The 15,479-nt window shown below is 62.9% G+C and carries 13 protein-coding genes, 2 tRNA genes and 1 pseudogene; 12 read left to right on the forward strand and 4 right to left on the reverse strand.

Annotation, left to right across the window (positions count from 1 at the left end; all coding sequences use genetic code 11):
- Window positions 1-222 precede the first annotated feature (222 nt).
- Complete coding sequence (locus tag BPNPMPFG_RS06975) at window positions 223-1,170, reverse strand: AEC family transporter (RefSeq protein ID WP_258594247.1); 948 nt, start codon at window positions 1,168-1,170, stop codon at window positions 223-225.
- A gap of 125 nt (window positions 1,171-1,295) precedes the next feature.
- On the opposite strand from BPNPMPFG_RS06975, the gene BPNPMPFG_RS06980 reads away from it, so the two are divergent.
- The 11 genes from BPNPMPFG_RS06980 (at window position 1,296) to BPNPMPFG_RS07030 (ending at window position 10,703) form a co-directional block, all read left to right on the forward strand.
- Window positions 1,296-2,105 (forward strand): caspase family protein, encoded by an 810-nt coding sequence (locus tag BPNPMPFG_RS06980; RefSeq protein WP_258594249.1) that lies wholly within the window; start codon window positions 1,296-1,298, stop codon window positions 2,103-2,105.
- A gap of 3 nt (window positions 2,106-2,108) precedes the next feature.
- Entirely contained in the window at window positions 2,109-2,657 is a 549-nt protein-coding gene (locus BPNPMPFG_RS06985; protein WP_258594251.1) for a histidine phosphatase family protein, read from the forward strand.
- 218 nt (window positions 2,658-2,875) lie between these two features.
- Window positions 2,876-2,950 (forward strand) — tRNA-OTHER (locus BPNPMPFG_RS06990).
- A gap of 2 nt (window positions 2,951-2,952) precedes the next feature.
- Window positions 2,953-3,022 (forward strand) — tRNA-Met (locus BPNPMPFG_RS06995).
- A gap of 361 nt (window positions 3,023-3,383) precedes the next feature.
- Window positions 3,384-4,526 (forward strand): slipin family protein, encoded by a 1,143-nt coding sequence (locus BPNPMPFG_RS07000; RefSeq protein ID WP_258594253.1) that lies wholly within the window; start codon window positions 3,384-3,386, stop codon window positions 4,524-4,526.
- A 176-nt stretch (window positions 4,527-4,702) separates the two neighbouring features.
- A complete protein-coding gene (locus BPNPMPFG_RS07005; RefSeq protein WP_010909964.1) occupies window positions 4,703-4,984 on the forward strand; it encodes an acyl carrier protein in 282 nt (93 codons plus the stop codon).
- A gap of 56 nt (window positions 4,985-5,040) precedes the next feature.
- Window positions 5,041-6,231 (forward strand): beta-ketoacyl-ACP synthase, encoded by a 1,191-nt coding sequence (locus BPNPMPFG_RS07010; protein WP_258594255.1) that lies wholly within the window; start codon window positions 5,041-5,043, stop codon window positions 6,229-6,231.
- 51 nt (window positions 6,232-6,282) lie between these two features.
- A complete protein-coding gene (locus tag BPNPMPFG_RS07015; protein WP_258594257.1) occupies window positions 6,283-7,554 on the forward strand; it encodes a beta-ketoacyl-ACP synthase in 1,272 nt (423 codons plus the stop codon).
- 36 nt (window positions 7,555-7,590) lie between these two features.
- Window positions 7,591-8,619: a zinc-binding dehydrogenase gene (locus BPNPMPFG_RS07020; RefSeq protein WP_258594259.1), complete on the forward strand. Its 1,029-nt coding sequence runs from the start codon at window positions 7,591-7,593 to the stop codon at window positions 8,617-8,619.
- A 127-nt stretch (window positions 8,620-8,746) separates the two neighbouring features.
- Window positions 8,747-9,727: a lipid A biosynthesis lauroyl acyltransferase gene (locus BPNPMPFG_RS07025; protein ID WP_258594261.1), complete on the forward strand. Its 981-nt coding sequence runs from the start codon at window positions 8,747-8,749 to the stop codon at window positions 9,725-9,727.
- Between the two features lie 142 nt (window positions 9,728-9,869).
- Complete coding sequence (locus BPNPMPFG_RS07030; protein ID WP_258594263.1) at window positions 9,870-10,703, forward strand: class I SAM-dependent methyltransferase; 834 nt, start codon at window positions 9,870-9,872, stop codon at window positions 10,701-10,703.
- Here the strand turns inward: BPNPMPFG_RS07030 and BPNPMPFG_RS07035 are convergent.
- From BPNPMPFG_RS07035 to BPNPMPFG_RS07045, 3 genes are all read right to left on the reverse strand, one after another.
- On the reverse strand, window positions 10,682-11,902 hold the full coding sequence (locus BPNPMPFG_RS07035) for an NAD(P)-binding domain-containing protein (protein ID WP_258594265.1): 1,221 nt from the start codon (window positions 11,900-11,902) through the stop codon (window positions 10,682-10,684). The genes BPNPMPFG_RS07030 and BPNPMPFG_RS07035 overlap by 22 nt on opposite strands.
- 159 nt (window positions 11,903-12,061) lie before the next feature.
- Window positions 12,062-13,270, reverse strand: coding sequence for a carboxylate--amine ligase (locus BPNPMPFG_RS07040; RefSeq protein ID WP_258594267.1), 1,209 nt, complete (start codon window positions 13,268-13,270; stop codon window positions 12,062-12,064).
- A 216-nt stretch (window positions 13,271-13,486) separates the two neighbouring features.
- Window positions 13,487-13,915, reverse strand: a complete 429-nt coding sequence (locus BPNPMPFG_RS07045) for a L,D-transpeptidase (RefSeq protein WP_258594269.1) — start codon at window positions 13,913-13,915, stop codon at window positions 13,487-13,489.
- Window positions 13,916-14,138: 223 nt separating this feature from the next.
- On the opposite strand from BPNPMPFG_RS07045, the pseudogene BPNPMPFG_RS07050 reads away from it, so the two are divergent.
- Window positions 14,139-15,421 (forward strand): annotated as a pseudogene (locus BPNPMPFG_RS07050) (acetylornithine deacetylase/succinyl-diaminopimelate desuccinylase family protein).
- Window positions 15,422-15,479 lie beyond the last annotated feature (58 nt).

Raw genomic sequence — 15,479 nt, forward strand, 5'->3', positions numbered from 1 at the left:
TCTATCCTCCGTTCGGCGCTTACGGGCCGGTCTGTGAAGTCTTCGATGAGCGTGCGCCATGGACTGAAGCCGGCACGCCGGAGCCAGTGCTCTTTACCGAGAGCAAGGCCCGCAAGCAATCGCAAGATGGCATATAGGGGTTGGGCCAGCCAGAGACGAGAGCAGCTGACGTATGGCATGCCGACCGCAGGCCGGCATCATCTGTAATATCGACATGTTCTATCAGAAAACGTGGAGCGCCACGGTCAGCCAGAAAGCGGTGGTGACCGCGGCGCAGGCCGTCGCGATGGTCATCTGGTTCGAGGCCAGCGCCTGGCCAGTGTTGAACTGCACGGCGATGAGATAGGAATTGATGCCGGACGGCAGCGCCGCCACCACGACCGCCACCTTGGCCGTCAAGGGCGGCAGGCCGAGCAGCCATACGAAGGCAAGGACTAGCGCCGGCATCAAGAACAGCTTCAGCACCGAAAGCGCCAGCGCCGGCCGGACATTGCCGGAAATGCCGAAGCGGCGCAGGCTGAGCCCCATGGCGAACAGCGCCACCGGCCCGGCCGTATTGGCCAGCACATCCACCAGCCGCTTGACGAGGTCGGGCAGCGGCACGCCGCCGAGGCGCCATGCCAGCCCCGCCAGAATGCCGATGATCAGCGGATTGATGAATAGCCGTCTCAGGAAACTGCGGATGATGCGCAAGGGATGCACGGGCTCGCCACCGCTGCGGCCGAACATCTCGAACAGCACGATCGAAGCCATCATCATGACCGGCAGATGCACGGAGACCAGCAGCGACAGCACTTCGAAGCCGCTCGGCCCGAATATGCCAAGGATGAAGGGGGCACCAAGCAGCACGACATTGGAATAGGCCGAAGACACGCCGCCAACGACGCCGGCGCGGGCGTCCCGTCCGAAGATCCGCGTGGTAACCAGATGGCCGGCGGCCCAGGTAATCGCCGCCGCTGCGAAATAGGCCCCCCATAGCGACCATGGCGCGACGCCGTGGAAATCGGAATTCACCATGGTCTGGAACAACAGCAGCGGCATCGCCACGCTGACCGCAAAGTCGGATATCCCCTCGCCGCTCGACGGCTTCAGATAGCCGGTGAACCCGGCGAGATAGCCGAGCCCGACAAGGCTGAAGACGAAGAGGACGGTTTCGGTGAGCGGCGACATTTTTCAGGGATAGGCGAGCCACGGTCGCGGCGCAATCGCGCCTGAATTTGATCATGCCCGAATTTGATCACGGTCGGCTGGCAGCGTTATGGAGGGTTTGGATCATCGGGGCGGACAAACGACAAATGGCTTTTGTCGAAATCTCGACGCGCAATCTTTTCCGGCAGATATGGCTGACGGCTTTCGTCGCAGCACTGCTTTGCCTGTATGCAACCATGCTTCAGGCGGCGGAAACGAAAAGCCTGAGAGGCGTGGCGCTGATCATCGGCCAGTCGAAATACGAACACATCGCCGCCCTCCCCAACCCGGCCAATGACGCCCGCGACATGGCCAAGATGCTGACCGACCTTGGCTTCGACGCCCGCAACGTCACCGACCGCGACGGCCTCGGCTCGACACTGCACTGGCTAAGCATGAGCAATGCCGATCCCAAGACCCTGCTCGAGTCCATCGCAGCCCGTAGGGCGGCACTTGAGGTGCTGACAACCGAGGCCGCACCCGTCGACTGGGCCAATGCCCAGAACGGCATCGGCATGAGCCTGCTCAACCTCGGCAATCTCCAGCGGACCGACGAATATCTCGGTGATGCCGAAGCGGCCTTCACGGCGGCGCTGAAAGTGTTCACCCGCGAGAGCCAGCCGATGCAGTGGGCGTTCGAACAGAACAATCTCGGCGACATCCATTGGAACCGCGCCAGCTATGGCGGCGGCAAGGCCGAATATCAAAAGGCGATCGAATTCTTCGAGAACGCCAAGCAGGGTTTTACCGAAGCCGGCTACACGATCCCCATCCCGTTGACCGATCAGAAGATCGACCTGGTGAAAGCAGTTGGCGAAGACGTAGGCTCGGTCCGACCGCGCCTTGTCTTTCGACTGGCTTTACCGTCCCTATATGTCCAGTCCCGGAGCCCATTGCCGGGAACCGGAGAAGGATAGCGGATGATTCGATTTGTGCTGGCGCTGTTTCTGCTGACCGTCCCTGTCGCGGCCCATGCAACGGACGCCGGCTGGGCGCTGCTGCGCGACGGCGGCCATGTCGTGCTGCTTCGCCATGCCATGGTCACCGGCACCACCGATCCGGCCAGTTTCGACATCGATAGCTGTGCCAACCAGATCAACCTGTCGGCGCGCGGCAAGCAGCAGGCGAGCAAGATCGGCGCCTTGTTTGCCGCCCGCGCGGCACCCATCGAGCGGGTGCTGTCCAGCCGCTATTGCCGCTGCCTCGACACCGCGCGCATCGCCTTCGAGGCCGAGCCGAAGCCCTTCGTGCCGCTCGATCTCCTGAAGGGCGACGAGACGCAGAAGGCGGCGCAGATCGCGGCGATCATGACGGAAATCCGCGCCTATTCCGGCTCCGACAACCTGATCATGGTCACCCATCTGGAAAACATCGTCGCGCTCACCGGCATCTCACCGCGCGAAGGCGAAGCGGTGATCGTCGAGCCGAAGGGCGACGGCCTGCGCGTGCTCGGCCGCGTCACCTTCTGACAGGCCCGTCATCCCGGGTAACTGTTGCCGAAATGCCACGACTGAAAGAAGCCGCAAATTCGCCGCGACAATGCCGCTTGCGACAACCCGTCGCAGGGGCTATAGGCGCGCTCCCGGTCACGAGAACCGAAGCGAGCACAGTGGTTTGGAGCTTTCGTCTCCGCCCGTGCAGGCGGCTTTGCCGCCCTGTATACGGCGCCGCTTTGGAGATTGGGATTGCGGGTGTAGCTCAGAGGTGAGAGCGCTGGATTTGGGTCCGGAGGTCGAGGGTTCGAGTCCCTTCATCCACACCACGGATAGCTCAGTTTGGTTAGAGCATCAGATTCATAATCTGACTGTCGAAGGTTCGATTCCTTCTCCATTGGCCTGATAAGCCAGCACCCTGCCAGGTGTTATCTGAAAAACGGTCCGGGACTGGAATGCTGAAGATCTGACGGACGGCACAAGCCTTCGGGCGCGGGTCGTATCGAAAAGTCCGACGCCATCGGCTCGCGGCCAGGCCCGCGGTGATGGTCAAGGCGCAGCGTCGCCGGCAAGGGAGGCTCCGGCCTCCGGCGCCCGTTTCGCTGCCCCGCGATCCGCTCCCGCAGGCCCGCCACGGATCGATGCCACCAGTCCCCGGATCATTCGTGCCCGGACCATGACGACGCGAAACGAGAAACGAAAGGGACGATCGACGCATGACTTGACGCCTCGCAGGGGGCCATGCCCGACAGGAGTAAGACAATGACCATTCTCGACAAGGTTCTTGGACGCGAGCGCGTCCTCGTAAGGGAAAACGAACGTGCCCTCACCCTCTACAAGGGGGAGATCAAGGCTGTCCTGATGCCGGGCGAGCACTCGCTCGCCAACCGGCGCGGCAGCCTTGAAGTGTCCCGGCACGATCTGAAGAACCCGGAATTCGTCTCGGCATACGAGAAGGCGTTGTTCGACAAGCTCCCGGATGTGGCCGCGCGTCATTTCACCGTCGTTCGCACCGGGCGCACGGACGTTGCCGTCATTGAAGGTGACGGCAACGTGCATGCCGTGTTGGCGCCGGATCGCAAGCTCGTGCTGTGGACCGATGCCGGCCCGTGGAAGGTGACGCTGATCGACACGTCAGTCGATCTCGCCATCGATGCCGCGGTCATGCGCCGGCTCGGCCAGGCCCGGAAGACGGAATTGATGTCCGTCCATCCGGTCGTCGACGGTCAGGCCGGACTGCTGTTCATCGACGGTGTCCTGGTGCGGACGCTCATGGCGGGCGTGCATGGCTTCTGGAATGTCGGACGCGTGGTGCAGATCAAGGTCGTCGACCTCAAGCGCCAGTCGCTCGATGTCGCCGGGCAGGAAGTGCTGACCAAGGATCGCGTCACGATCCGCGTCAACATCGCAGCCGAATACTGGGTCGTCGATCCGGTCAAGGCGGTGAGCGCTGTGAAGGACTTCTCCGAAGCCCTCTACCGCGCCCTCCAATACGCCTTCCGCAAGACGCTGAGCGCGCTGACGCTCGACCAGATCCTTGAAAAGAAGGTTACGGTCGACGAGGAAGCGGCGGCCAAGGTTCGCGCCGACATGGCCGGGATCGGGTTGGAGGTCAGCGATATTGCCCTCAAGGATGTCATCCTGCCGGGCGAGATGCGCGAGATCCTCAACCAGGTGGTGTCGGCCGAAAAGCAGGCCGAGGCCAACATCATCCGTCGCCGCGAGGAGACGAACGCCACGCGTTCGCTGCTCAACACGGCCAGGGTGATGGCGGAGAACCCGGTGATGCTGCGGCTGAAGGAGCTCGAGGCTCTGGAAACCATCGCCGGCAAGGTCGAGCGGCTGACCGTCCACAACGGAACAGGCGGGCTGCTCAACGACCTGGTCAAGCTCCGCGACAGCTGAGCTGTCGTAACGTCAATGGGAAGGGCCGCCGGGTTAGCCGGTGGCCCTTCTTGCGTTTCTTGAGCACGTTACCCATCTGCGCCCGGCGTATCAGGCCTTTTCCTGCCGGGAAAAACCGATTAGACAGCGCCCAAACACATGCGGACAGATTCCGCCCGCAACCGAAGGAAAAGCCCTTGTCCACCACGTTCGACAAAGTCGCCAAGATCATTGCCGACACCAGCGAGATCGATATCGACACCATCACGCCCGAGAGCCACACGATCGACGATCTCGGCATCGATAGCCTCGATTTCCTCGACATCGTCTTTGCCATCGACAAGGAATTCGGCATCAAGGTGCCGCTGGAAAAGTGGACCCAGGAGGTCAATGACGGCAAGGCTTCGACCGACGACTATTTCGTCATGAAGAACCTGTGCGCCAAGATCGACGCGCTGGTCGCCGCCAAGACCGCCTGACGGCAGTTGAGCGCGCGACCTTGACGCGCTCTTTCGCCTGACCCACAAAGCCGCTCATGAGCAGCCCCCGCGACGTCGTCATCACTGGTATCGGCCTTGTCTCTTCGCTGGGAGAGGGTCCGGACGCCCACTGGCAGAAGCTCGCGCAGCCGGGCCTGCGGCCGGTGCTCGAAGCCGCGCGTTTCGCGCCCTACACCGTCCATCCGCTACCTGAGATCGACTGGAACCTGCAGATCGCCAAGCGCGGCGACCAGCGCCAGATGGAAACCTGGCAGCGGCTCGGCACCTATGCCGCCGGTCTGGCGCTGGACGACGCTGGCATCAAGGGCAATGACGAGCTCTGCACGACCATGGACATGGTCGTGGCCGCCGGCGGCGGTGAGCGCGACGAGGCGGTCGACGCCGCCATTCTTGCCGCTTCGGAAAGCCGCAACGACCGCGACGTGCTGCTCAATGAGAAGCTGACCACCGAACTGCGGCCGACGCTGTTCCTGGCCCAGCTTTCCAACCTGCTTGCCGGCAACATCTCCATCGTCCACAAGGTGACGGGCTCGTCGCGAACCTTCATGGGTGAGGAAGGTGCGGGCGTCTCCGCCGTCGAGACGGCAGCCGCGCGCATCCGCTCCGGCCAGTCGACGCACATCCTGGTTGGTGGCGCCTTCCAGACCGAACATTCCGACATGCTGCTCGGCTATGAGCTTGCCGGCTATTTGCATCGCGGCCCGTGGAAGCCGGTCTGGCAAAGACAGGGCGCCGAGGGCGGCGGCGTGGTCTCAGGCTCCGGCGGCGCCTTCCTGGTGCTGGAGCAGCGCGAACACGCGACAAGCCGAGGTCGGAAAATCTATGCCGAGCTCGGGCCGGTCGTGTCCGGCCGCGCCAGGCGGTCACGGGGAGAACTCGACGCCGAGATCGCCGCGCTGCTCAGCCAGGCGGCGCTGCCGAACGGCAAGCTGCTTGCCCTGTCAGGCGCGTCGGGTGCGCATGCGGCAACCACCGCCGAGAAAGCAGCACTCGATGCCAATCCGGCGATCGCCGCACGCGGCTTCTCGACGCTGACCGGACATATGAAGGAAGCACAGTTTCCGTTCGCCGTGGCGCTGGCCGCACTCGCCGTCGACCGCAAGGCCGCCTACCCTGTTTTTGATGCCGCTGCCGAGAAGCCGTTCGAAGGCGTTCCCGCAACCGTCCTTGCAACGGCGATCGGCTATCACCAATTCGAGGGCATGGCACTGGTCAACGCCGCCTGAGGCGGTACTGCGCGATCCATGCTGCAACGATAAACGCTCGAGGGTTCCCGGATGGCCAATCTGAACGATCACATGGGCAGGCCGATCGTCGCCGTCACCGGCATCGGCGTGGTGACGTCGCTCGGTATCGGCAAGGCCGACAATTGGGCGGCGCTGACCTCGGGCAAGTCAGGCATCCACCCGATCACCCGTTTTCCGGTCGACCATCTCAACACCCGCATCTCCGGCACCGTCGACTTCCTGGCGTCGAGCTCGAAGGGCGCCAGCCCCCTGACCTACGAGCTGGCCGAAACCGCCGCGCGTGAGGCCGTGGCCGAGTCCGGTCTCGATTCCAGTGATTTCGGCGGTCCTCTCTTTCTCGCCTCGCCGCCGGTCGAACTCGACTGGCATGAGCGCTTCTCGCTCTACAATTCCGACAAACAGGATGCTGGCGCCGAAAGGCTGCTGCGGGTGGCGCGCGGGCTGAAGGAGACAGACATTTTCGAGACCACCCAGTTCGGCTCGATCGCCGACCGGCTCGCCGACCGTTTCGGCACCCGCGGCCTGCCGATCACGCTGTCGACCGCTTGCGCCTCCGGCGCCACCGCCATCCAGCTCGGCGTGGAAGCGATCCGCCGTGGCGAATGCGACCGGGCGCTGTCGATCGGCGCCGACGGTTCGGCGACCGCCGAGGCACTGATCCGCTTTTCGCTGCTGTCGGCGTTGTCCACCCACAACGACATCCCGGAAAAGGCATCCAAGCCCTTCTCCAAGGACCGCGACGGCTTCGTGCTGGCCGAAGGCTCTGGCGCTCTCGTGCTGGAGTCTCTGGAGGCAGCGCTCGCCCGTGGAGCGACAGTCCTCGGCATCCTGCGCGGCTGTGGCGAAAAGGCCGACGACTTCCACCGCACCCGCTCCAAGCCGGACGGTTCGCCGGCGATCGCGGCGGTTCGTGCCGCCCTTGCCGACGCCGGCCTGAGCAAGGACGAGATCGACTACGTCAACGCCCATGGCACCTCGACGCCGGAAAACGACAAGATGGAACACCTGTCGCTGTCGACGGTGTTCGGCGAGCGGATCGGCTCGATGCCGGTCTCGTCGAACAAGTCGATGATCGGCCACACGCTGTCGGCGGCCGGCGCCGTCGAGGCGGCGTTCTCGCTGATGACGATGCGCGAAAGCGTCATTCCGCCGACCATCAACTACGACAATCCCGACCCGGCGATCGTGCTCGACGTGGTGCCGAACAAGAAGCGCAACGCCGAGGTTCGCACCGTCCTCTCGAACTCCTTCGGCTTCGGCGGCCAGAACACTTGCCTTGTCATGGCGCGGGAACCGGTCTAAGCGACCTTTTTCCGCCAATCAGAACCGACAGGCTCCATGCGCGCACTGCAACTTATCGAGGACCGCCGTCTTGAGACGATGGACCTGCCGCCCCCGCCGCCTCCCGCACTCGGCGAGGTCACGCTGCGCATCAAGGCGGTGGCGCTGAACCATATCGATGTCTGGGGCTGGCGCGGCATGGCCTTCGCCAAGCGCAAGCTGCCGCTGGTTGTCGGCGCCGAGGCCTCCGGCGAGGTCGAGGCGGTCGGCCCCGGCGTTTCCAGCCTCTTGCCCGGACAATTGGTGTCGATCTACGGCGCGCGCACTTGCGGCCTTTGCCGTGCCTGCCGCGAAGGCCGCGACAATCTCTGCGAACATGTCTCGGGGGTTCACGGTTTTCATCTCGACGGCTTCGCGCAGGAGAAGATCAACCTGCCGGCTCGCCTGCTGGTCCCCGCCCCGCCTGGCGTGACCGACATCGGCGCCGCGGTGGCGCCGGTCACCTTCGGCACCGTGGAGCACATGCTGTTCGACAACGCCAGGCTGCAGCCCGGCGAGACCATCCTTGTCCATGCAGGCGGTTCCGGCATCGGCTCGGCGGCCATCCAGCTGGCGAAGCGGATGGGCTGCACGATCATCACCACGGTCGGCTCGAACGACAAGATCGACAAGGCCAAGGCGCTCGGCGCCGACCATGTCATCAACTATCGCGACGACCGTTTCGAAGGCGTCGTGCGCAAGCTGACCAAGAAGAAGGGCGTCGATGTCGTCTTCGAGCATGTCGGCGCCGACACCTTTGCCGCCTCGATGCTGTGCCTGAAGCGCGGCGGCCGCCTAGTGACCTGCGGTTCGACTTCAGGCGTGTCGACGCAGATCAATTTGATGCAGCTGTTCCAGCAGCAGTTGAAACTGCTGGGGTCCTTTGGCTGCCGCATGGAGAACATGGCCAACGCCATGCAGAAAATGGCGGCAGGACAGGTCGCACCGGTCATCGACACCGAAGTCGGCTTCGACGATATCGAGGCCGCGCTGAAGCGCATGGAAGGCCGCGACGTGTTCGGCAAGATCATCCTGCGCGTCGGCTAGAGCCGGATGATTTCAGGTCGAATCGACCTGAAATCTGAATCCGCCTCTAAATCAAAGGAATAGAGCATGATGTCGTCCGAAAACCGCTTCACACTTTTCGGCATCATGCTCTAGAGCCTAGACCTCAGTGTTCAAGAAGTTTCGCCGGGATCTCAAATTTCGCTACGGCAGGCAGCTGCGCCAGTTGAACTACTGGCTGGTCGCGCGCGCGGCGATGATCATCATCTCGATCCTGCGCCTGCTGCCGGCCGACAGCGCGCTGAATTTCGCCGACCGCGTCGCGCGCCGGGTCGGCCCCTGGGTGGGGCGCCATCAGGTGGCCGTCGACAATCTGCGCAAGGCCTATCCGGGAAAGAGCGAAGCCGAGATCCAGTCCATCGCGTCGGACATGTGGGGCAACATGGCCCGCCTTGCCGCCGAATACATCTTCCTCGACGCCCTGTTCGACTACGATCCCGCCGCCACCAGCCCGGGACGTGTCGAGGTCAAGGGGATAGAACACTTCGTCGAGATCGCCGCCGAAAAGCAGCCGCACATCGTCTTCACCGGCCATCTCGGCAATTTCGAACTGTTGCCGGTGGCGGCGGCGACCTTCGGCATGAACATCACGGCACTGTTTCGCCCGCCCAACAACCCTTATCTCGCCGAATATATCCTTTCGACGCGCCGCTCGACCATGGGATCGTTGCTGCCCTCGATGGCCGGCGCCTCGTTTGCGTTGGCGGGGGTCCTGGAGAACGGCGGCAACATCGGCATCCTTGTCGACCAGAAATTCTCCAACGGCCTGGAGACGACATTCTTCGGCCGTCCCTGCCAGAGCAATCGGGTGCTCGGCACCCTTGCCCGTCACTACGACTGCGACGTCTATCCGGCGCGCTGCGTCAGGCTTCCGGGCAACCGCTTCCGGCTCGAGATCGAGGACAAGCTGACCTTGCCGCGCACCGCCGACGGCAGCGTCGATGTCCACGCCACCACCCAGCTTCTCGCCGACGTGGTCGAGCGCTGGGTACGCGAAGACCCCGGCCAGTGGATGTGGTTCCACAAAAGGTGGGAGATCAGCGGCCGGCGGCGCCGCCCGCAGGCAAAAGCACCAATCGCCGGTGCCTGAGCTCGCTGATTGGGTGCGCCTACCGCAATTCATGAGCCGGGCGATCCAGTCCTGACATTCCTAACTTTGTTGGTCAGGGAATCTTAAACGGCCGGATGCGAACATCCCAGAGATCTTCATCGGTTGGGATGGTGCCCGTTGCATGGTTAGTCTCGAAACGCGGCGCCTTGACCGGGACAGCCTCGAAGACCGTTCGTTCGGCCGTTTTGGCAGGGCCTGGTCGCACATCCGCGAGCGGGGTCTGTTCGAGCCGATCAGGCTCGTCTACCGGCATGGGATAAGCGCAAGCGTCGGCTTTGTCCTGAGAAACGCCCGTTATGTCGTCGCCGACCGCCTCGCGCGCGAATGGGATCGCCGGCACGATGTCGATACGGCCGGCTCGATCCAGCTCGCTGCGTTGGATATCGTCGGACCGCATCGCGACAAGGGCAACGAAGCCGTATGCACGTCGCCGAGAACCTTTGATTTCATCATGAAGTCGCTGCCCAGCGACCTCCAAAACCATACATTCATCGACATCGGCTCCGGAAAGTCGCGAACGCTGTTGCTGGCGTCACGATATCCATTCGCGGAGATCATTGGCGTGGAGTTCGCGCGCGAGCTGGTCGAAATCGCCAGAGGCAACATCGAGCGCTTCAGGGATCCGTCACGGAAATGCCGGGCGCTCAGTGTCGTCGAGGCGGATGCGGCGACTTACGAATTTCCCGAAGCGCCGCTGGTGGTTTATTTCTACAATCCTTTTTCCAAGGACGTGTTCGACATCGTGCTGAAAAATCTGGTGTCGTCGCTCGAACGGCACAAGCGGGACTGTTTCATCATCTACGGAAGCTCAAGCCACCGCGCCATCGATTGGGCAAGGCCGGCAATCCGCGAAGCCGGCATTTTTACCGAACTTACCGTGCCGCCAATGCCCGGCTTCCTCGATGCGATCCGAACCATCGACTACGCGGTCTTTCAGGTTCGCGCGGCGGCGTAGCCCTTGTCTCTGGCCTTGATGAAGCGCGCGACGTTGCGCGCGGCATATGGCGTGCCGGCGGTGAACCGCATCAGCGGGCCAAAGCTGCCGACAGCGCTCGCGCCAACGAAATGCAGGCCTGGAATGCTCGACTCGAAGCCCGCGGAGAGCACCGGAGCCCCTTCCCGGCGCGCAATCGCGGCAAGCACATCGGGCGCGAACAGCCCGAGCCTGGCGATATCGATCTGGTAGCCCGTGCCCAGCAGGACGTGATCGAAGGTGGCGGCATCCTTCTCGAACCGCAGTTCGATGGCATGGCCCTTGGCGGCCGCGCCAACAATCCTGCTGCCGGCATTGACCCTTATTCCGTCGAAGTCCGGCTTCAGCCAGCCTGACGCGCCGGCCCCAAGACTGCGCTTGTTGAGCCCTGCCCTGGCTGCCTCCGGAAACCGGTGCACAAAGCCTGGAACTTCGACCAGCCAGGACAGTGGAAAAGGACCGACCCTGGAAGGAGACGCAAGGCGCTCCGAAGCGAAGTCGCGCAAGCTCCAGCTTTTGTTTCCCGACAGCGTTCGATACCCAAGCCAATGGATGTCGCCACGGCAGACAAGGTCGACATCCGCCCCGCATCGTTTGAGCAGCACCGCGGATTCGCAGGCGCTCTGCCCGCGCCCGATGACGGCGACGCGCTTGCCGCGGAAGGCCTCGTAGCCGGCATGTTCGCTGGGATGGCTGACCAGTTCGCCGGGCATTCCCTTGAAGACGGCGGGTATCATCTGCTGGTTCATCAGGCCGGTGGCAATAACGACACGCCGCGCATGAACGGCAGCCCCGTCGGCAAGAGCGAGACGAAACCCTTCCTTCGCCGTTTCAACGCGGCTGACCATGCGCGTATCCAGATCAGGAACCGTCTGGCCTTGAATCCACAGTCCATAGTCGACGAAGTTTTCGAGCAGCAGCGGTTCGCTCGACGAGATTCCAAGGCCTTCCGCGTAAGAGTCGAGCGACAGCGGACCTTTGGTGTGGCCGATATAGGTCGCGTGCCAGGGAGAGCGCAGCCTCATGCCCCTTGGCATGTGGTCACGCCAGAAGGACATGGCGCCGCCAAAGGCAAGCGTTTCAATGCCCGCCGCTTTGAGGGCGGAAGCAACGGCCAGCCCGAACGGCCCGGCACCGATCACGGCCACCTCGCAATCGGTCCTGAGCATGGGAGCGGTCATGTCATTGGTCTCGTGGGTCTGTTTTCCGTCAGCCTGACCCCGGCTGGAAGCAAACTCAGGCACATCGTCGTCCTAAACATTCCCAGGTTAAGAATGAGGAAAGGAACCGCATCCTGCTGCCTCGCCGGCAGATGAACCGGCGTTGTCAGTTAATCATTTTCACCGGATGCGAAGTATCCGCCTCATCAGCACTCTCCACACGGTCAATGGTATGTCGATCAGACCCGGCACCGGGTCGCTTGCCGCGAATGTCGCCCATGCCCGTACCGGGCCAAATGAGCGCAAATAGGCCTGTTTTGTCAGACGGCCGCTCGAGATCAACTTGCCGGCCGCCACCACGTCCCGAACCAGATACATCCAGGATGTATTCGGCCGCGCCGAGACTGCCGCGACCTTGTGGCCCGACTTGATTGCCCAAAGCATGGCGCCGAGATCGACGCCGGCGGCGGCGGCCAGCCCAAACCATGTCCAGGGCCGCGGATTGACGTCGAGTATCTTCAACGAGCCGTCGCGGGGGTCGCGTTTGAATTCGACCTCCACCAGTCCGTGGTGGTCGATCGATCCAAGCAGCCGGCGCGCGATGTCGATCAGCTGCGGCTCGTCGACGACCTCGACAAACGTGCTGGTATAGCCGAAGTCGACCGGATATTGCCGGCTGCGACGGGCGGTAAACTCGGCCACCGGCGCGCCCCGGTTCCACAGCGCCGCATAGGAAAACTGACTTTCCCCTCCCCCCGGTATCATTTCCTGAACGACGACATTCTCGATGCCGATCTCTCCGGCAGTCCATTTGTAGGCTGTCAGGAACGTCGCCTGGTCGTTGGCGAGAACGGCCTTTGCACGGGCGAAACGGCTGCGCCCGCCCATGTTCGGCTTCAGGATGACGGGAAAGCGAAGCTTGGCGGCGGCTGCCTGCTCCAGCGAAGTAAACTCGTAGGTCAGCGGAATGGCGAGTGCCAGTTCGCGGGCACGGCGATAGAGGAGCGGCTTGTCACAAACCCATTTCAGCTGCTGCCATGGCGGCAGCAACACGTCGAATGCAGCGGACAATTGATCGATGGATTGCGACACCAGCCGAACTTCAGGGTCGCCGCCGGGGATCAGAAGAAAGCCCTCCAACCCTTGGGTCGCGGCCAGGTTGAGCAGGAAGGCGACGGCGCCGTCATCATCGGGACCGGGCCACGTCATCTGCCGATGAGCGTAGCGCGAAAAGCGGGGCAAGGGCGTGTCGGCGCTTACCAGCCAGACAGGCACTTTCTGCATCCCAAGGCTCCTGGCCAGCGCCAGCGTGCCATGCGCCCCACCAAGAATAACCACACCAGCGGGCCGGCCGGAAACACGATCATCCATCTCTGGCTGCACAAGCATCTGTCAATTCCGGCAATGGGCACTCAATGGCGAAGTTCCTGGCGGACCGAATCATCTGTTCCAACCGCCGCTGACTTCGCCGGCTAAAGACAATCCGGAAAAGCATGCGGTGCTTTTGCCGTCGGCAATTGCGTAAAGCAGTCATCAGAGCGGCTCAATGATCCCTTCAACATTGAACCGGTCCAACATGGTGGCGGCTGTGATGCCCGACTGCCCCTAGTTCGTCACGACAATTCGCGTGTTGCCGAAACCCACTTCCTTCACCATCGAATAGAAGGTTGCGGCATCGGCCGTGTGCAGCCGCACGCAGCCATGCGACGCCGGGCGGCCCAGCTGCCTGACGGCGCCGGTTCCGTGGATGGCATAGCCGCCATGGAAGAACACGGAATAAGGCATCGGCGACATATGATATTTGCGCGAATACCACATCCGGGCCGTGCGTTGCGGCCGATAGGTGCCGCGCGGCGTGAAATAACCCGGACGCGCGGTCGAAACACTCCACCGGTAAACCGACAGGCCATAGCGGACCGTCATCGTCTGCGTCGAAACGTCTATGTTTGCAACGAGGCTGGCTGCCCAGCCCTGCCCCGCGGCACCGAACAGCATCGCGACGAACACGGCCGCCATGAGAACTGTCTTTTTCATGCGATCAAACCCCTTTGATTGCCCCTTGCCTGCCTGCCATCACGGTGTTTTTCACCTTTTTTGATGGCAGGTGACCGGGATAACACACACTCCTTGACCAATTGGCCAATCCGAAGCGGCGAATTTGAACGATTTCGCGCGATAGTTGCCGCAACGACACGTCGCGCGGTCCTGACCACGAGCGGGCTTGCAAAACCGCTGATATCGCTGCTCAACTCGTCGCATGAACGAGCGACTCCTCAAGGCAATCGAAGACCGGCGCGACGATGTCGTCGCGCTGACCGCCGACCTGATCCGTTTTCCGACCATCAACCCACCCGGCGAAGCCTACCGGCCATGCGCCGAATATCTTGCCGCGCGGCTGAAGAAGAGCGGCTTCGAGACCGAATTCATCCGCGCCGAAGGCACGCCCGGCGACACCGATCGCTACCCGCGTGTCAATGTCGTTGCCCGTTTCGACGGAAGGTCGCCCGGAGCCTGCGTCCACTTCAACTCGCATATCGACGTTGTCGAAGCCGGCGAAGGCTGGACCGTCGATCCCTTTGCCGGCACTGTCAGGGACGGCAAGGTCTACGGCCGTGGTGCCTGCGACATGAAGGGCGGCCTGGCCGCCTCGGTCATTGCCGCCGAGGCGTTCATGGAGGTCTTTCCCGACTTTCCCGGCGCCATCGAAATATCGGGCACCGTCGACGAGGAGTCCGGTGGCTTCGGCGGTGTCGCCCATCTGGCAAGGCTCGGCTACTTCTCGAAACCCAGGGTCGATCACGTCATCATTCCCGAACCGCTATCAACAAGGACCGCATCTGCCTTGGCCATCGCGGCGTCTGGTGGGCGGAGATCGAGACCAAGGGCGAGATCGCGCATGGCTCGATGCCGTTCCTCGGCGACAATGCGGTGCGCCACATGGGCGCCGTGCTGCAGGCCTTCGAGGATGAACTGTTTCCCGCACTCGAGCGCAAGACGACACGCATGCCGGTCGTGCCCGAAGGCGCAAAGCGCTCGACCATGAACATTAATTCCATCCATGGTGGCCAGACCGAGGATTTCCGGCCCGGCCTGCCTTCGCCCAACGTGCCCGATTCCTGCCGGCTGACCATCGATCGTCGCTTCCTGCTCGAGGAGGATCTCGACACGGTCAAAGGTGAAGTGACCGGCATTCTCGACCGGCTGAAGCGCGAGCGCAAAAAATTCGACTACGAGATCCGCGACCTGATGGAAGTGCTGCCGCTGATGACGGAGCGCGACGCGCCTGTGGTCAAGGCGGTGGCGCAAGGCATCATGGCGATCTTCGACCGCGAACCGGACTATGTCATCTCGCCCGGCACCTATGACCAGAAGCACATTGCCCGCATCGGCCACATCTATGATTGCATCGCCTATGGCCCCGGCATTCTCGACCTCGCCCACAGGCCGGACGAGTGGGTCGGCATATCGGACATGGTGGAATCGGCCAAGGTGATGGCGATCGGGCTCAATGTGCTGCTGCGGGGCACGGAAGCGGGATAGCTGCGCATCACGACAAGCTTCGACCTGCCGATGGGGCCGCCAGGACAAAAACATTCCC

Source organism: Mesorhizobium sp. AR07 (assembly GCF_024746815.1).
GTDB lineage: Bacteria > Pseudomonadota > Alphaproteobacteria > Rhizobiales > Rhizobiaceae > Mesorhizobium.